General features: G+C 43.3%; 13 protein-coding genes. 3 read left to right on the forward strand and 10 right to left on the reverse strand.

Annotated elements, in window-relative coordinates; translation table 11 throughout:
• Positions 1–6: 6 nt before the first annotated feature.
• The 6 genes from ACFSVN_RS05165 to ACFSVN_RS05190 all read right to left on the reverse strand — a co-directional run bounded on the left by ACFSVN_RS05165 (position 7) and on the right by ACFSVN_RS05190 (position 10,058).
• Positions 7–462 carry a Rid family detoxifying hydrolase gene (locus ACFSVN_RS05165; protein ID WP_390299591.1) on the reverse strand — a complete coding sequence of 152 codons (456 nt, stop codon included), beginning with the start codon at positions 460–462 and terminating at the stop codon, positions 7–9.
• 45 nt (positions 463–507) lie between these two features.
• Positions 508–1,797, reverse strand: coding sequence for an aminotransferase class V-fold PLP-dependent enzyme (locus tag ACFSVN_RS05170; protein ID WP_390299594.1), 1,290 nt, complete (start codon positions 1,795–1,797; stop codon positions 508–510).
• A gap of 127 nt (positions 1,798–1,924) precedes the next feature.
• Positions 1,925–2,245: a YtxH domain-containing protein gene (locus tag ACFSVN_RS05175; RefSeq protein ID WP_390299597.1), complete on the reverse strand. Its 321-nt coding sequence runs from the start codon at positions 2,243–2,245 to the stop codon at positions 1,925–1,927.
• A gap of 117 nt (positions 2,246–2,362) precedes the next feature.
• The gene (locus ACFSVN_RS05180; protein WP_390299600.1) at positions 2,363–5,554 is read right to left on the reverse strand and encodes an efflux RND transporter permease subunit; all 3,192 of its coding nucleotides are present in this window, start codon (positions 5,552–5,554) and stop codon (positions 2,363–2,365) included.
• Positions 5,551–8,679, reverse strand: a complete 3,129-nt coding sequence (locus tag ACFSVN_RS05185) for an efflux RND transporter permease subunit (RefSeq protein WP_390299603.1) — start codon at positions 8,677–8,679, stop codon at positions 5,551–5,553. The genes ACFSVN_RS05180 and ACFSVN_RS05185 overlap by 4 nt, the downstream gene beginning before the upstream one ends.
• Positions 8,680–8,687: 8 nt before the next feature.
• Complete coding sequence (locus ACFSVN_RS05190; protein WP_390299606.1) at positions 8,688–10,058, reverse strand: efflux RND transporter periplasmic adaptor subunit; 1,371 nt, start codon at positions 10,056–10,058, stop codon at positions 8,688–8,690.
• Positions 10,059–10,251: 193 nt separating this feature from the next.
• Here ACFSVN_RS05190 and fsa point away from each other — a divergent pair, with 193 nt between their 5' ends.
• Entirely contained in the window at positions 10,252–10,908 is a 657-nt protein-coding gene (gene fsa / locus ACFSVN_RS05195; RefSeq protein ID WP_390299609.1) for a fructose-6-phosphate aldolase, read from the forward strand.
• A 72-nt stretch (positions 10,909–10,980) separates the two neighbouring features.
• Here fsa and ACFSVN_RS05200 read toward each other — a convergent pair whose 3' ends face one another.
• Positions 10,981–11,298, reverse strand: a complete 318-nt coding sequence (locus tag ACFSVN_RS05200) for a hypothetical protein (RefSeq protein ID WP_390299612.1) — start codon at positions 11,296–11,298, stop codon at positions 10,981–10,983.
• A 142-nt stretch (positions 11,299–11,440) separates the two neighbouring features.
• On the opposite strand from ACFSVN_RS05200, the gene ACFSVN_RS05205 reads away from it, so the two are divergent.
• On the forward strand, positions 11,441–13,630 hold the full coding sequence (locus ACFSVN_RS05205; RefSeq protein WP_390299615.1) for an acylase: 2,190 nt from the start codon (positions 11,441–11,443) through the stop codon (positions 13,628–13,630).
• Between the two features lie 37 nt (positions 13,631–13,667).
• Here ACFSVN_RS05205 and ACFSVN_RS05210 read toward each other — a convergent pair whose 3' ends face one another.
• The 3 genes from ACFSVN_RS05210 to ACFSVN_RS05220 form a co-directional block, all read right to left on the reverse strand.
• A complete protein-coding gene (locus ACFSVN_RS05210; protein WP_390299618.1) occupies positions 13,668–14,762 on the reverse strand; it encodes a PAS domain-containing sensor histidine kinase in 1,095 nt (364 codons plus the stop codon).
• A gap of 103 nt (positions 14,763–14,865) precedes the next feature.
• Positions 14,866–16,344 (reverse strand): phytoene desaturase, encoded by a 1,479-nt coding sequence (locus ACFSVN_RS05215; protein ID WP_390299620.1) that lies wholly within the window; start codon positions 16,342–16,344, stop codon positions 14,866–14,868.
• A 67-nt stretch (positions 16,345–16,411) separates the two neighbouring features.
• Positions 16,412–17,068, reverse strand: a complete 657-nt coding sequence (locus tag ACFSVN_RS05220) for a septal ring lytic transglycosylase RlpA family protein (protein WP_390299622.1) — start codon at positions 17,066–17,068, stop codon at positions 16,412–16,414.
• A 337-nt stretch (positions 17,069–17,405) separates the two neighbouring features.
• On the opposite strand from ACFSVN_RS05220, the gene ACFSVN_RS05225 reads away from it, so the two are divergent.
• Positions 17,406–17,918: a T9SS type A sorting domain-containing protein gene (locus ACFSVN_RS05225; RefSeq protein ID WP_390299625.1), complete on the forward strand. Its 513-nt coding sequence runs from the start codon at positions 17,406–17,408 to the stop codon at positions 17,916–17,918.
• Positions 17,919–17,926: the final 8 nt, after the last annotated feature.

Below are 17,926 nucleotides of genomic sequence, written 5' to 3' on the forward strand. Positions count from 1 at the left end.
AGGATATTATTTTATAGCCTCTACCATTATTTCAACTTTTGCATCTAATGGAATACGGCTCACTTCAACCACTGCACGAGCGGGAGGATCGATAGGGAAATACTGAATATAGATCTCATTGAAAGCTTCATAGTCATCCATGTTATCGAGAAAGACCTGGGCCTTTACTACATCAGCCAGTGTGAATCCTGCAGCCTCCAAAACAGCTTCGATATTATTCAGGGTTTGGTGGGTTTGAGATTCCAGGTCATCCCCAGCCAGTTCGCGGGTTTCGGGTACCAGTCCTATCTGTCCGGAAAGATATAATGCATTCCCAAGTTGAACTGCCTGTGAATACACCCCAACAGAGGCCGGAGCGTTTTCCGTATAAATGAACTTCTTTTCAACCGGTTCCTGCTTTTTTTCTGTACAGGAAAGTACAAAGCAAGTACATAATAATAGGAGGGTAAATGATTTCGTCATGTTATAGTATTGGGTTAATTTATTGCGGTTCAATCCCTATGCTCCTCACACCTTAGCAATCTGCTCCTTCATTGCATCTACGAATCTTCCAACCTCTTCCAGAGTGGTATAAACATTCGGCGTGACCCGAATACCCTGAAACTGATCATGAACGATAGGAGTGGTTATGATCCGGTAATCTCGCCATAGAGCACTGTTCAATTCACCCGGCTCCATGCCTTTGATCTCTACAGTGGCAATCCCGCATGCATATTTGGGATCACGACTGGTATGCAGAACTACCTTATCACCATCTACCAGTTCATCGATCCATAGATCGTTAAGGTGCTTTAGGCGAGCTTCCTTACGCTTGGGGCCGATTCCCTCATGGAAGGTGAGTGCTTCGGCAATGGCTAAATAATTTGCGGCCGGATGTGTACCGATCTCCTCAAACTTACGGATATCCTCATCCTGTGATTCCTGAGCAGCCATTAGTGGCCATAGTTCTTTGATCTTGTCTTTTTTAACATACAACATGCCGGTGCCATGTGGAGCAAACAACCATTTATGTAAGCTCGTTGTATAATAATCGCAATCAAGGTCGGAGTGATCGAAATCAAAATGAGCATAGGCGTGAGCACCGTCCACGATCACAGGAATTCCTTTTTTGCGTGCCATATTTACCACTTTTTTGACCGGCAGTATCTGCCCGGTAATATTGATGATGTGGCACATCAAAATGAGTTTGGTTTTTGGAGTGATATTTTCTTCGAACAGACGAACAATTTCATCGTCATTCTCAGCAGGAACAGGAATACTGAATTGCTTCAGTTTTATGCCTTCACGACGTTCCCTTTGTTTAAAGGTGTTGATCATTCGGGGATAATCCTGATCGGTGGTAAGTACTTCATCACCTGCTTTCAGGTCAAAGCCGAACTGACAGATCTGTAAGCTTTCGGAGGCATTTCGGGTAAGGGCAATTTCTTCAGCATCAACCCCGAAGTTGCGGGCAATACGTTTTCGAACACCTTCGCGCTGAGGTTCCAGGATTCTCCACATGGTATAGACGGGAGCTTCATTGGAATAGTCGAGATGGCGTTTCATGGCAGCCTGTACATATTCAGGGGCCGGACTCACCCCACCATTATTCAGGTTAATGAGACTGCGATCTACGGTAAAAGCCTGTTGCACACGAGCCCAGTAATCCTCATTTCTGGCTAGCTCATTAGGGGTGCCTGAAAATCGTTGCAGGTCTTGAGTAATGTCTTTGGCTTGCAGAGGACTGAAAAAAGCACCTGCTCCGAACACAGCGGCTCCTGTTCCCAGTTTCTTTAAAAATTCTTTGCGTGATTCCATATTCCCGGTGTCTTGATTAGAGGCTATCGGGAATTAGCCATTGATAAGCAAAAATGCAAGGCATAAAAAAATCCCGAACATCAGTTATGTTCGGGATTTTTAATTTCGGATTGCAAAAGGTATAAGATCAGCCTTTCTTCGCTGACTTCTCTTTTGCAGTTTCAATAGACTCCAAAAGATCTTCGGCTTCCTTGATAAGTCCTTCTGCTTTTTCTTTCGCTTCAAGGACTACTTTATCGCCTTTTTCCTTGGCTTCGGAAACCAATAGTTCTTTTTCTTTCCGCAATTGGTCGATCAGGTCATTCAGCTCATCATAGTAATTGCTGAGTTTATATGAAAGACGGTCGCGGGTGTTCTTGCCTGTATCCGGAGCATAAAGCAATGCAAATGCAGCGCCAACAAGTGCCCCTGAAATAATTCCTGATAAAAAATCTGATGATCTGCTCATGATAGTTCTCCGTTTTTATTATTTAAACAAGTATAGGCTAAACACGTTCCAATTTCCATATTTGAAAGAGGATTTCACCCTAATTTTTTTCTTTGTACTAGAGTGAGTCGTATGATTTTAAGCCTGAATTGTTTCAGTCTTTTTGCTACGGAATAATTCCTTAAACCACTCGATGGTCATGCTTAATGAAACGGATAATACCGGAGTGATGAACAGAGTCAGTATCGATCCGAACATCAACCCGCCAATAACGGCTTTGGCCAGTGGTGACCATGTTTCTGCTCCGGAGCCTAATTCCAAAGAGAGCGGGATCATGGAACAGATGGTGGTGATGGCGGTCAGTAATATCGGGCGCATCCGTCGGCGACAGGCCTCCAGTATTTGTGAAAGAAGTTCCGAATCTTTTACGGTCGGTTTTTCCTTCCAGAAGAACACCGGGATAAAGAGGTTCCTCCAGCTTACGGATTTGCGATTCAGCAGATCATAATCGGTGTCTTTGGTATAAAGATGCATATAATCAACAAGTACAATCCCGTTGTTCACGATAATACCCACCAGCATAAATATTCCGATCTGTGCCGTGGTGCTCAGGGCATCACCAATAAGGAATAAGAATGCAAGCGCACCAAACATAGCCAAAGGAATACAAAGCCAGATCACAAAGGGATCACGGAAGTTCTCGAAGAGGGAAGCCATGATCATGAACATCAGTACCAATGCAGCTAAGAGTGCGAATCCAAATTCGGATTGCCCCTGCTGGGTCTCGGCGGTTCCTCCGGTGAACTCATATCGATAACCGTCCGGGAGTACAATTTCCTGCTCTACAAAGTCTCGTATCACCTGCTCATATTCCAGCGCATTTCCCTGTACCTGAATGTTTACATCGAGCACGGTTTCACGGTCACGTCGCTGGAAGGAATCTACACCGCGAACAGGGACAAACTCACCAATGGCCTGAATAGGTACTCTTTGACCTTCAAATTCAAATACTTCCAGATCAAAAAGATCTTCACGGCTGGTAAGGGCCTGTTTCTGAGTGCGTACTTCTATGGGGATCTCGCGGCCTTCATTGATATAATATCCTGCCTGATTACCCAGCGTTTGTGTTCTCAAATTACCGGCTACGGTATTTAAGTTTGTACCGATTCGCGCTAGCCGTTCCCGATCTGCAATAAAGTGTAATTCCGGAGTGGGGTCGGTTCTTCCATTATCCACATCAATAACGGTGGGATCTTCCATTAACCGGGCTTCAATTCGGTTAGAGATGGCGAGGAGTTCTTCAATTTCAGCACCGATCAAACTTAAGCGAATGGAGTTACCGCCTGAGTCCCAGCCCCGGCCGAAGTTCAATCCTCCGCCCTCAACCCGAACCCTTACATCTACGCCGGGAGCAGTTAATTCTTCCCGAAGTAAAACAGCAAATTCCGTACTGGTTTGTTCCCGCTCCATTTCCGGAACGAGCGTTATACTGATCTCACCGCGGTTGGATTGAGCGCTCCAACGGCTTCTCCCGATGGTAGTGATCATGGTCTCAACTTCAGGGAGCTCACTTACACGCTGACTGAAGTCATCTAATACATTTGCGGTTCTGATGAGCTGACTTCCTTCCGGCAGACTTATATTAATATCAATTTGCCCGGAATCTGCTTCAGGAAATCCTTCTTTACTGATATTAGTATATAGGAAGAAGGTACTGACAGCTATCACCACCATACTTAACAGTGGAATCCATTTGTGGTGAAATAACCATCGCATGGAACTGATATAAATTCTTTCAAGCTTTGCAATTCCTCTGAAGGCAAGATTTTTGGTATTGAATTGTTTGGCATCCAGGATCAGCAAAGAAATAACGGGAACGAGGATGATGGAGGATAAAAACGAAAATCCGATCGCGAAACAGATGGCGTAAGCAAATTCCCTGAAGAAAGCTCCCTGTGTTCCCGATATCAGAATGATAGGAATGAATACACCAAGTGTGGTAAGGGTTGAACCGAGCAGTGCACCGATCACTTCATTAGTTCCTTTGAGGGCAGCCTCGAATCTGGAAAGTCCTTCTTCAAGTTTACGGGATATACTTTCGGTTACCACAATGGAATTATCCACCAAAAGCCCGATGGCCAGAGCGAGGGCAGAAATGGTAAGGATATTAAGAGTCAGGTCTGCTGCGTACATGGCCGCAAAACTGGCCGCGATTGAAACGGGAATGGTTGAAGCCACAACCAACGAGATTCTCCATCCGCCCATAAAAATGAGGATCACCAGAATCACAACTACAAGGGCGGCTAATGCTGACTGAGCTAAATTATTGATTGAATCTTCAATGGTTTTCCCTTCATCGGAAAGCACTCTGAGGGTAACACCGGGAGGCAGTATCTCGTTGATCTCAGGAACTAACGCCTTCACATCATTTACTACATCGAGGGTGTTAGCATCGGAGTTTTTCTGAACTTCTACCGAAACGCTGTTCTTGCCATTTACTTTAACAAGGCTTTCAATATCCGTGAATCCGTCACTGACTTCGGCTACATCTTCAACCCGAATGGGAATATCATTTTCCGAGACCCGAACAATGGTGTTGGAGATCTGTTCTACAGTTTGATAAGTAGATTGCGCTCTGATACTGTAATTGATTTTATCAGAGACAATATTTCCAATAGGTAATTGTACGTTATTTGAACGGAGTGCATTTTCGATATCAGCTGGAACAAGATTGTATTGTGCCAGCGACATAGGCGATACGTCCACATAAATACGTCGTTCCAGACCACCTTGAGTTTCAGCAGAAGCGAGTCCTTCGATTCTCTCGAGACGGGTTTCAACCAGTTCGAGACCTATGTTTCTCAATTCATCCAGACCACGATTTTCTGCATCAATACTGAGCCGCATAATAGGCCGGTTCTCAGGGTCAAACTGAAAAATAACCGGTTCACGGGCTTGCTGGGGAAGGTCTCCACGTATCTGATCTAATGCTTTTCGAACTTTGAGTTCCGTTTTTCGGATATCCGCCCCGTCACGTAAACGCAGTATGATGAAGGCACTTCCCCGGCTAACGCGGGCTTCGAGGGTTTCAATGCCTTCGATGGCAGAAAGTGCACCTTCAATGGGATTTACAATGATCCGGTTGATGTCTTCCGGGGCTACGTTCTGATATCCAGTGGATACAGCTAATACCGGAATATTAAAGGAAGGGTAGAGGGTGATCTTTAGGTTTGTCAATGAAAATATCCCGAATCCGATCACGATCAGGGTCATCATGATAACCGTGATAGGGCGTTTTAGAATACTTCCGGCTACACTGAATTGCTTCATGCCAATACCTCCTGAGGTTTAGCTAACGGGTCTTCTTTGTGAACGGCATCAAAACCAAGTTTTTCAACCCAGCCATTTATAATATTATAAAAACAAGGCACAACAAACAGCATAAGCAGGGTACTCATGGTGAGTCCGCCAATTACGGTTCTGGCCATTGGACTCCAGGTTTCGGAGCCGGTACCAAGTTCCAGTGCAAGTGGAACCATCGATAGAATGGTGGTAAATGCGGTCATAAGAATAGGACGGAGACGTCGTGTTGCTCCTTCAACAACAGCTTCTTTACGGTTGGTGCCCCGGGCTTGTAAAATTTTGATGTAATCGATCATTACGATACCGTTGTTTACTACAATACCGGTGAGTAAGATCAGCCCAACCATTGAAGTAACACTGATGGAAGTACCGGTTACCCAAAGCATTAGCAATACTCCGGTTAAAGCAAGGGGGATCGTAAGGATGATGATGAATGGTTCTACCAGACTTTCGAATTGGGAGGCCATTACCATGTAAGTAAGTATACCGGCGATCATAAATGCGATCATGAGGAAGCCGAAAGACTCAGCTTGTTCCTCAGCAGTACCGGAGATCTCATAGCGATATTCATCGGGCCAGTTTACCTGATCCAACTGTTCGCGTGCCTGTGAAGATGCTGCAGCAAGGTCAATTCCGGCAAGCTCGGCAGTAACTTCAACTACACGTTCCTGGTCAATTCGGAGTACGTTGGTAGGACCTGTGTAACGTTCAACACGAGCCAAGTTTTTAAGTGGCATCCACTCTCCGGCCGGTGTTTGAACCTGAATATTTTCGAGGTCCACTGACTGAGCTTTATCTTGCGGAGCAAGCTCTACTACAACTTCAAACTCTACACCTTGATCAACAAAGGCGGTAGCTATATTTCCTTTTACGGCATTACTTACGGCGCTTGCAACCTGATTGGTGTTCATTCCTACTCGTGAAATGCGCTCGCGATCCATAATAAGCCTTAATTCCGGACGTCCCTGATCGGAAGAGCTGAATACGCTGTTGATCCCTTCAATATCAAGGAGATCTTCTTTTACGCCTTCCGCAAGTTCTTGCTTGGTGTCAGGGTCATACCCAAAGATCTGGACGATCAACCCATTTTCACCATCAGGGCTGAGAGGGTCAATGATCACTTCCTGAATTTCAACTCCGGGCACTACTTGAAGTTCACGGATCAGACTATTGGTGATCTCAGATTGTGAACGATCCCGGTCATTTTGTGAGACAAGTTCAACCCGGACGGTTCCGGTAAATCCTCCCGGATCATCGGCACCTTCAATTCCTTCTTTGTCGCCATAATCGGAAACGATAAGCCGGGCTTCGGGTACTTCCTGCTGAACGATGGCTTCAACTTGACCCATAGAACGTTCGAGTTCAAATAAATTTACTCCCGGTTCCCGCTGAACTTCCAGTACAAATGCATTTTCATCTACCCTGGGGAAGAATTCTCCGCCGATCACATAGAATAGTGGAAGACTGGCCAAAAATAAGAGGACAGCACTTATCACAACTAAACCACTGCGGTCGATCACTTTCTGCAATTGATCGTGGTACGTTTTTTCAAGTTTCTGGAGCATGTTTGTGAAAAATGTCGCCACTTTATTCTTGGCCTGAAAATCAACGGCTTTCTCTTTATAGAACTGAGAGGTCATCAATGGGATCAGGGTAAGGGCAACCAGTGCTGAAATGACCAGTGAGAAAGAAATTGTAAGGGCAAGATCCCGGAACAAAAAGCCGGCGATGCCCGGAACAAATAAAATGGGTAAGAAAACCACCAATGTGGTGATGGTGGAAACAACGACCGGTACGGCAACTTCTTTAGCTCCATTTATGGATGCTTCATCACGGTTGGCTCCTTCTTCCCTGAAATGGAATATATTTTCCAATACCACTACCGCATTATCAACCACTAACCCAACGGCAAGGGTGAGGCCGGAAAGGGAAATGATATTCAGACTAAGGTCTGCCATATCCATCACCAAGAAAGTGGTTATAATGGAAACAGGGATGGATATAGCAATGATCATAGCAGAACGGCCGCTTCTTAAAAAGACCAATAAGATCAATACAACTAATATAATAGCTTGAACTCCGGTCATGAGCAGGTTGCTGATGGATTGCTCGATGAAATCGGCTTTATTGGTCAGTACCCCAACACGAACATCATTAGGAAGGCTGCGTTGTATTTCTTCAAGATTATCAACTACGGCGTTTGCTGCAGTAACCACATTGGCATCACTTTGCCGGTAGATATTCAGTACTACACCATCTTCGCCATTCACCCGAACATTACCAATGGGCTGTGCAATACCGTCATCAACAGTTGCAACATCCTTGAGCAATAACGGCTGTCCGTCACGAACAGTGATAATGGTATTACGAATTTGATCTACATTCTTGAACTCACCAATTGTTCTCAGGGAATAATTGGTATTTCCTTCGGTAAGCTGCCCTGCCGGAACCTGAATATTTTCCTGCTGCAGTTTTTGAGAAATTTCAGCAATCGTCAGATTGTAAAGTCTCATCTGCTGATTGTTGATCCGGACGTTAATCTGTCTTTCCAGACCACCGGAAGTTTCAGCAGATGCAATGCCATTGATCCGCTCGATCCTTTGTTCAAGCACTTGCTTGGAATAGGTTCTAAGCTCTCGTGCACTGCGGGCATTAGATGTTACGGTAAGAACCACAATGGGTTCCTGATTTGGATCATATGAAAACACCAGGGGCGTTTCGGCATCATCCGGAATTTGTCGTTCCACAAAACCCAGTTCTTTCCGAACATCATTTTCAGCTTGATAGAGATCGGTTCCCCATTCAAAATTCAGTTTAACAACCGATGCTCCCTGACTGGATAGAGACCGGACTCGACGGATACCGCTGATACTTCCAACAGATTCCTCAATAGGCCGGGTAACCAGGGTTTCGATATCTTCTGGGGCTACCCCTTCGTAACTGGTATATACAGTGATCGTAGGGAAGGAGACATCAGGGTATAGATTAAGTCGCAAATTCTGCAGGCCATACATACCAAAGCCCAACAGAATCAGAGTAGTCATCAAAAATGTAATTGGACGGTCAACCGCCAGTTTGGACAAAGATCCCATTGGTTCCTTTAGTTTGAAGTTGAATCAGCGTTCTCGGCTTGTTGTTCTCTAAGGTCCCGGAGATAGGCCATACGTTCTTCACGCGACATACCCTGCATTTTCTCACGTGCTTCTGCACGTTCTTCTTCGCTCATATTTGCCAGAGGGTTTTGCCCGGGCGCTCTACCATTATTAGTTGCAGGTTGGTCCTCATTACCGCCAATTTGACGTTCTTCAGGGGCCTGAAAGCGATCACCGGAAGCAACAGAGATTCGTGCGCCGTCTTCAAGTCCACTTTGTCCGGTAACAATGATCTTATCACCCGGAAGCAGGCCGGCAAGTACTTCGATCCTGTCACCTTGCTCGATCCCGAGATCAAGTTCCCGGCGTTCGGCTACTGAATCGCCTCGGGAAACAAATACAGAATAGGTTCTTTCAAGGTCGATGGTATTGGTTTCAGGATTGATGACCGTTTCCACTTGCTCTACAAGAGCACTTCGTGGTACGATCATGGCTTGTTCTTTTCTGGTGATATTGATGACATTTTCAACCAATACACCGGGATAAATGGCATCTCCGGTTTGAGTTAACGTGATCACAACCTCTCCTAAGCCGGTAGTTGGGTCAAGCTGAGGACTTTTTCGGGATACAATACCGCGGGCATTCACCTCACTTTCATTAGATATACGCATATTTACTTCCTGCCCGATCTTAACAGCCCTCCAGTCCTGAACAGGTAAATAGATTCTGGACTCATACCCATTTGTGCTTGCTATCTGAAATAGTTCTGTACCTGTACTTGCAATGTCACCCACTTCAAGAGCCCTCGAAACAACCACTCCATTAACCGGCGATTTAACTACAGTGTTATTGAAGTTCTCCTGAGCCTGGGTTAGAGAAGACCGGGCAGACTCGAATTGAGCTATTGAATTTTGATATGAAGCTTGTGCAATATCAAGTTCAGATTCGCTGGTAAGATCACGCTCATTAAGGCGTTGTTGGCGAACATATTCTGAGCTGTCTCGTTGTAATGCAATGCGGCTTTGTTCAACTTGAGAACGGGCCTGAGTTAATTGATCCCGGAAAGTGGCATCGTAGATCTTGGCAAGAGCTTGTCCCTGACGAACAGTGTCACCAAGGTCAACGTAAAATTCTGTGATCCTGTTGCTTACCTGAGGTTGTACGGAAATGACATTCTGTGCTTTCACATTTCCATATGAACGAACCTGTTCAGCAATACTGCCGATCTCAATTTCATTGGTTTCTACACTGGTAGTTCTCTGCCCGGCTTGTCCCCCAAACCTTGAGAAGTTGGATTGGCCGTTTTCGCCCGAGTTATTTCCCCCGCAGCTTATGATGAATATGCTTAAAAAGGATAATAGGAATGCTGTCTTTTTCACTTGATCGATTTTGAATTTTTGAATCTTAAAATGCTTCTGAACTTATACATATAAGTTCAGCAGAAAGTTTGTTTTTACAAGGGTTAATTATGTAAAAAAAAGAAATTATATGTTTCTATTTGCAATGAATGAAAGGAAATGAATGCTTATCTTTATCTTAGATGTCAATCATTCATTAAACTTTTGCTCATACATGAAATTTTTTATCGATACAGCTGACCTAGACGAAATCAAAGAAGCCAATGATCTTGGTGTATTGGATGGGGTTACAACGAATCCAAGTCTTTGTGCAAAAATTGGAGTTAAAGATTTTGAGGGGCATATAGCCAAGATATGTGATATTGTTGAGGGAGATGTATCTGCAGAAGTTGTGTCTACAACTTATGACGAGATCGTAGAGGAAGGTCGTAAGATCGCTGAGATCGCAGATAACGTAGTAGTGAAAGTGCCATTGATCAAAGATGGTATCAAGGCTATTAAAACATTTTCTGAAGAGGGAATTAAGACGAATTGTACGCTTTGCTTCTCTGCAACACAGGCTTTGATCGCTGCAAAAGCAGGTGCTACTTATATTTCTCCATTTCTGGGAAGATTAGATGATATTTCCACGGAAGGAATGCAACTTATCAGAGACATTGTACAGATCTATGATAATTATGGGTACCAAACCGAAGTTCTTGCAGCGAGTATACGTCACCCAATGCATGTACTTGAATGTGCGAAAGAGGGAGCAGATGTAGCAACTATGCCACTGAGTGTGATAAAAGGATTGCTGAAGCATCCGCTTACTGACAGCGGACTCGAGCGTTTTCTTCAGGATTGGGAAGATCTTCAGAATAGCCTGAAATGATCACCTGATCGAAGATGTTTTTATTCGGACATTGAAGCGAAGGAGTAAATTCCTTCGCTTTTTTATGCTCTTTTAAATGGAAAGGAATAAAAAAAGCCCAAAAATGATGTTGGGAATAGTGCCAAATTTTGCTTCTTCCCAGTCTTTCCATATCAATGTTTGCGAAAGGGTAACTCCTGATACTCCAACACCGATGTAATAAGGTGAATTTCCCAGATATAAAATAGCCATCGAAATAAAGAGGAATGAAGCAAGCAGCCAGATCATGCCTGAGGCCTTATTGATGGGCATTTTAAGTTCTTCGACCTTGGCAAGTTCAAATGCTTTTAGAAACCCAAGCAGATGGATCAACCCATGGATGACAATGAATAGCGCGAATGCTGTCTTCATAATAAACCTCCGGAAGTTGTAGGGTAGATTTTAAGGTATCATCATGTAGATTCAATGAAGATTATATTGATTTACATTTTCTTCTTTTCCTTTATGATTCTGTTAACCTACATTTCAAGACTTTTTAATCAATCCATCTTTCATGAAAAAGCTCCATTATTTCTCTTTTATAATTCTATTCATCTTTGTCGGTTGTCAGCCCCAGTCTCCATTTTCTGCCGATGAAATAGAAAGTTGGGAGCAGCAAGCCTCAAATGTTGAGATCATAAGGGATGATTTCGGTGTGCCTCATATTTACGGCAAGACAGACGCCGATGCAGTTTTTGGGTTGATATTTGCTCAAGCTGAAGATGACTTCAAAAGAGTAGAGCGAAATTATATTTGGGCGATAGGAAGGCTGGCAGAAGTGGAAGGGGAAGAAGCATTGTACAGTGATCTCCGGGCGAGACTTTTTATGAGTAAAGAAGAAGCCATTGAGTATTATGAAAATGCTCCTCAATGGCTTAAAGAGTTATGCGATGCATGGGCCGCAGGCTTGAATTATTATCTTCATACTAATCCGGATGTGGAACCGGCACTTTTAAATAGGTTTGAGCCGTGGATGCCGATGTATTTCAGTGAAGGCTCTATTGGGGGAGATATTGAGCGTGTTTCAACCCGCAGAATTCAGGCTTTTTATGAAAATAGGGAAGCTCTTGCATTAAATGAATTTGGCAATGGTTTAACGGTAACCGATCCATATGAAGAACCCAAAGGTTCTAATGGAATTGCTGTTTCAGGAGAACTTACTGCATCAGGAAATGCGATGCTGCTCATCAATCCACACACATCATTTTACTTTAGAGGGGAAGTGCATGCCGTCAGTGAAGAAGGGCTGAATGCATATGGTGCTGTTACCTGGGGGCAGTTCTTTATCTATCAGGGTTTCAACGAAAAAACAGGGTGGATGCATACTTCAACTTATACGGATGTGATCGATGAGTTTAAACATGTTATTGAAGAACGTAATGGGGAGTTGATGTATAAATATGGGGAGGAATGGCGCCCGGTAGAAGTTTCTGAAGTTACTTTGAAATATAGAAATGAAAATTCACTTGAAGAGAAAACCTTTCCGATATACAGAACACATCATGGCCCTGTCACACATATGATAGATGATCAGTGGGTGGCTACTGCACTGATGTGGGAGCCTGTAAAAGCCCTTGAGCAATCATATACCCGAACCAAGAAAAATAATCATGATGAATTCCGGGAAATGATGGATATCCGAACTAACTCATCAAATAATACGGTATTTGCCGATGCTGAAGGAAATATTGCATACTACCACGGGAATTTTATACCGGTAAGAGATACCCAATTTGATTATACCCAGCCGGTAGATGGCAGCGATCCCGCTACGGACTGGAAAGGATTACATCCCGTAGACGAAGCGATCACGGTTTTAAATCCCGGTAATGGATGGATTCAAAACACAAACTCCACCCCATTTACCTCTGCTGCTGAGTATAGCCCCAAAAAGGAAAATTACCCCCGATATATGTCTATCGATTCTGAGAATTTCAGAGCGGTTCATGCCATTGATCTACTTTCAAAAGCAGAAAACCTGACGCTGGATAGTATGATTGAATTGGGATATGACCCACGCCTTCCCGCTTTTGAGAAAATGATTCCCGGATTGGTTCAGGCTTATGATCGATCATCCCCTAAAGATGATTCAATGGCTGAAGCAATTGAAGTGATGAGGAAGTGGGATTTTACGACTTCTGAAGAGTCGGTTGGAATGTCTTTGGCTCATTTCTATGGAATGAATTATTTGAGAAATGGAGAGACACCCGAAGGCATGAATTTTATGGAACGTATGGATTATTATGGGGAGGGATCACCTGAGGAAGAGCGATTAACTATTTTTAAACAGACTCTGGAGGAATTGAATGAAGACTTTGGAAGCTGGAACACTCCATGGGGAGATATAAATAGGTTTCAGCGACTGGATGGTTCCATTGACCCGAACTTTGATGATAATGAGCCCAGCCTCCCGGTTGGTTTGGCATCAGGAAGGTGGGGAGCACTCGCATCCTATGGAGCCCGTACCTACGGCACTAAAAAACTCTACGGCACATCCGGCAACAGTTTTATTGCGGTAGTAGAATTCGGTGATACCGTGAAAGCAAAGAGTCTGCTGGCCGGTGGACAAAGCGGTGATCCTGATTCTCCGCACTTTTTTGATCAGGCTGAACGCTACGTAAATGTAAACTTTAAAGATGTGGCGTATTACCGGAATGAAGTTGAGGCACGTGCAGAAGAAAGGTATAAGCCGGGAGAACGATAAGGTTACTTCTCGATCATTTCATTGCCGGAAAAATGTACTAATCTTTAAAAGTAATGGTAAAGTAAGTTCCCTCATTTACTTCACTTTCAACGGTTATAGTACCACCTAAGTCGGTAATATGATTATAAACCAAATACAGCCCAATACCTTTACTGTCCTCATGATCATGAAATCTTTGATGGAGCCCAAAAACCTTATCTTTTTCTTTTTTGCTGTCAAAGCCTAACCCATTATCAGAAAAGATCAGTTGTTTTCTGCCATCCTCAATGCTGGTTTTTATATCAATGACAGGTGTTCTGTTTGGGTGGGCATACTTAATGGAGTTCGAAATGAGATTCAGAAAAATACTCTCCAAATAGCCACGATTATAATTTATGGTATCAAAAGCTTCGAAATCTACTTTGAATTTCGTTTTGGAATCCTGGATCAGTGTATGCAGGGAGTCTGTAACTGAAGAGAGGATATCGTTCAAAGTAACCTGCTCTGTTTTGATCTGCAGAGCTTGGTCTTTATGCATGTTATCTACATAATTATCGATGCTTTTTTTCAAGTTTTCAGATACTTGTTTTAAAAGATGGAAAAACCCCAAAGTTTCAGGATCCTTGATCGTAGTAATATCGATGAGATCACAGACGGCTAACAAGTTACTTACCGGAGCTCGTAAGTCATGAGAAGTGGTATAATTGATCTGCTTAAGCCGCTGATTGCTTTTGGATAACGAAGTTAAAAGCCGGTTCCTTTCTTCCTCATGTTTTTTTAGGTGAGTGATATTTTTAGCGATGGCATAGACCAGGTTATCATCCTCCCGAGGTATGGAAGTCCATGAAAACCAAATAACCTTACCCTCCTTTGATACATAGCGGTTCTCAAAATTAAGGAGTGGAATTCCCTTGCGGACATTATCACGGTACTGCTGTGTGAGCTTAAGGTCATCTTCATGAATAAACGAGTCGATAGGTCTTTCCAATAACTCTTTTTCACTGTATCCCAAAAGTTTAGATAAAGCCGGGTTCACTTTTTTAAAAAATCCATCAAAACCTGCAATACACAGTAAGTCTGTGGTCTGCTCAAAAAATGGCCACAGAGAATATTCATTGCCTTTCTCTGAATTGGAGTTGTCCTTAAAACTCATGCTGAAATCTAATTTTTATATATAAATAAAATTAGGTCAACCAAGCCATAAAAGCTATTAGGAATTCTTTACTTGTAGATGCTAATTATACCAGCAGAAAGGTCTAAGCTTTACCGATCAGGTTTTGAGCAATAATGGAAGATGAAAGCACACCGGGCAATCCGGCTCCCGGATGAGTTCCGGCTCCTACAAAGTAAAGATTATCTACATCTTCTGACTTGTTATGAGGTCTGAACCATGCCGATTGAGTTAAGATCGGTTCCACGGAAAAAGCAGATCCTTTATAGCTGTTAAGTACATTCTGAAAATGCAGAGGATCTATGTAATGTTCGGCAATGATGTTTTCCTGAAGATCAGGAAGATAATTTTCTTCAAGGAAATTCATGATGGCATCCCGATATTTTGGAGCCATTTCATTCCAGTCAGTGCCACTGTCCAAATGGGGGACGGGAGAAAGCACATAAAAACCTTCACAACCCTCAGGTGCCATGGAAGGATCGGTGATAGTAGGCATATGCAGGTACAGTGAGAAATCTTCGGAAAGGTTCTTCTTATGGAAAATATCTTCCAATAATCCTTTGTACCGCTCACCCAGAATGATGTTATGATGGGCAAGGCCTGAATCCAGATATCGTTTCTTGGTCCCAAAGTAGATCACAAAAAGTGACATGCTGTATTTGGTTCGCTCGATCTTACGATCGGTATATTTTTTCCGGTGTTTTGGGTTGATAAGGTTTTTGTAGGTAAAGGCAACATCAGCATTCGAAACTACCTCATCAGCTTCAAACTGTTCTCCATTCTTTAGACGAACTCCGGTAGCCTTCCCATTGGTGATAAGGATCTCATCCACTTCAGTATCAGTGTGGATCTTACCCCCTTGCTCAAGTATTAGTTTTTCAAGGGCATTCACAATAGCTCCGGTTCCACCCATTGCGTAATGAACTCCCCATTCACGTTCCAGGTAATGGATCATGGCATATATGGAAGTAGTATCAAAAGGATTTCCACCCACTAATAAAGGGTGGAATGAGAAACACCGCCTAAGAAATTCATCTTTAATGAATTGTGCTACATATTTATATACGGTTTTATAGGATTGCAGCTTAATGAGGTCAGGAGCGACTTTCAGCATATCGGTGAATTTCAGGAAAGGCTGGTCGGCAAGTTCCACAAATCCCTTATCAAAAATGGCTTTCGTAGTCTTAATGAATTTCTCGTAGCCTTCTACATCATCAGGGTTTCGTTTCCTGATCTCTTCAAGAGTAAATTCATGATCGTTATTGTAATCGAAGTTTTTACCTTCAGCATCGAAAATTCGGTAAAATGGATCGCAGGGTACGAATTCAACATAATCTTCCCGTTTTTTGCCTGCGGCTTCAAAGATATCATCGAACATAAACGGTGCAGTGATAACGGTTGGCCCCCCATCAAACTTGAATCCGTTTTTTTCATACACGTAGGCACGTCCGCCAAGTTTATCCCTTTTTTCAAGGATGGTAACATCGTGGCCGGCAGAGAGAAGTCGGGAAGCAGCACCAAGTCCGCCAAATCCGCTTCCAATAACAATGATCTTTTTCTTCATGGATAAAATGATTTTATGTTCTGTGCGGAAAACGTAAAAAGAACAAGAATCAATCCCGGCTGATCAATTAATTTTCAATCTGTTTCACGAAACCGGCAAAGCCCATATTATTAAGCCGCTGCATTTCTTTTCGCGCATCCTCAGGATCGGTATACGTGCCATAATAGACACGATAGAAAGTTTCCCCGGAAGTACTTACTTCTTCAACCCGACTCCCACTGATATCAGCAGTTTGCTTCTCTGCCTGACTTCGGTCTCTGTAAGAACCAAGTTGAACTGTATAGGTGGGTACTTTTATATCCGTGATGCGAGAATTTTCGAGGTCCCCTTCCAATAAATAAAGCCGAACCCGTGCTGTTCCGGGACCAATCATATCAACTCTTTCCGCCGCTCCTTTAGAGAGATCTATAATGCGATCTTTGGCATAAGGTCCACGGTCGTTAATGCGGACCTGCACTGTCTTCCCATTATCCAGATTCTCAACCAGGAGGATAGTTTCGAAAGGCAATGTTCGGTGAGCGGCAGTCACCCCATTCATGTCATATACTTCACCATTGGCGGTCAGTTTACCATCAAAGTTGGGGCCGTACCAGCTGGCCATCCCATTTTCAATGGCCCGGGCATTTTCCGTAGAAGCATAATTCACACTTTTTCTGGAAATACCGCAGGCAGACACAAAAACTATGCATAGCAATGCAAGCGATAACAGTTTGAAGGAATACATGTAGATGATTTTTTATGAACGCTTAAAATATATCCTGCTTGACTATGAAATGCCATATAGTTCTGTAAATAATGGGAGTGAGGAATGGTTTATTGGAACATTAAACAAAGATCTATTGGTGGATAGGCTGGAAAAGCTTAAGTCTCGGTAAAAGCTTCCAGTTTTTACTGATAATTATCGAAGCAAGGAGACAACTTCTTCGGGCTTTTCTTTTGGAGAGATAATCTAATGAAAGACTGCATAAACGGGCGGTTGAATATTAGAGCTTATTCACTATCGTGATTGGAACTGATGCACAATAGACCTCTTGTTGCATACCAATCAAATCAAAACAAAAATGAAAAACATACTTTATGCTGGCTTACTTATTCTGTGTATGTGTGTATTCACTGAGCTCCACGCCCAAAGTGTGGTATCATTTATGGGAGGGGATTTTAACAGCCCCAGCATGAAACTGAATTTCTCAGCCGGGGAGGTTATTTCCGGAGGGTTTTCAGGGTCAACCATAAGCCTGGCCGGGGGATTCACCAGTCGCGAAGATGTAATAGCAACTTCCAATGAACAGATAACCGATGCACTTCCTACTGTATTTCGGTTAAATCAAAACTATCCCAATCCATTCAATCCCACCACCAACATTACCTATGACCTGCCTAAAGCATCACAGGTGAGAATGGAAGTGTATAATGCGATTGGAGCACAAGTAGCCGTACTAACTGAAGGGTACAGATCAGCTGGAACACATACTGTGAAATTTAATGCTTCCGGCTATGCCAGTGGCATGTACTTCTACCGTTTCATTGCGGCCGGAAAAGTTATATCAACAAAAAAAATGCTATTGATTAAATAAAAATAGAA

The sequence above is a fragment of the Gracilimonas halophila genome (assembly GCF_042684365.1).
In the GTDB taxonomy this organism is placed as follows: Bacteria; Bacteroidota; Rhodothermia; order Balneolales; family Balneolaceae; genus Gracilimonas; species Gracilimonas halophila.

Bases quoted from the DNA above. Each gene is read 5' to 3' on its own strand.
- ACFSVN_RS05180 (WP_390299600.1), bottom strand. From the start codon at position 5,554: ATGAAGCAATTCAGTGTAGCCGGAAGTATTCTAAAACGCCCTATCACG.
- ACFSVN_RS05215 (WP_390299620.1), bottom strand. From the start codon at position 16,344: ATGAAGAAAAAGATCATTGTTATTGGAAGCGGATTTGGCGGACTTGGT.
- ACFSVN_RS05170 (WP_390299594.1), bottom strand. From the start codon at position 1,797: ATGGAATCACGCAAAGAATTTTTAAAGAAACTGGGAACAGGAGCCGCT.
- ACFSVN_RS05210 (WP_390299618.1), bottom strand. From the start codon at position 14,762: ATGAGTTTTAAGGACAACTCCAATTCAGAGAAAGGCAATGAATATTCT.
- fsa (WP_390299609.1), top strand. From the start codon at position 10,252: ATGAAATTTTTTATCGATACAGCTGACCTAGACGAAATCAAAGAAGCC.
- ACFSVN_RS05175 (WP_390299597.1), bottom strand. From the start codon at position 2,245: ATGAGCAGATCATCAGATTTTTTATCAGGAATTATTTCAGGGGCACTT.
- ACFSVN_RS05165 (WP_390299591.1), bottom strand. From the start codon at position 462: ATGACGAAATCATTTACCCTCCTATTATTATGTACTTGCTTTGTACTT.
- ACFSVN_RS05200 (WP_390299612.1), bottom strand. From the start codon at position 11,298: ATGAAGACAGCATTCGCGCTATTCATTGTCATCCATGGGTTGATCCAT.
- ACFSVN_RS05205 (WP_390299615.1), top strand. From the start codon at position 11,441: ATGAAAAAGCTCCATTATTTCTCTTTTATAATTCTATTCATCTTTGTC.
- ACFSVN_RS05225 (WP_390299625.1), top strand. From the start codon at position 17,406: ATGAAAAACATACTTTATGCTGGCTTACTTATTCTGTGTATGTGTGTA.
- ACFSVN_RS05220 (WP_390299622.1), bottom strand. From the start codon at position 17,068: ATGTATTCCTTCAAACTGTTATCGCTTGCATTGCTATGCATAGTTTTT.
- ACFSVN_RS05185 (WP_390299603.1), bottom strand. From the start codon at position 8,679: ATGGGATCTTTGTCCAAACTGGCGGTTGACCGTCCAATTACATTTTTG.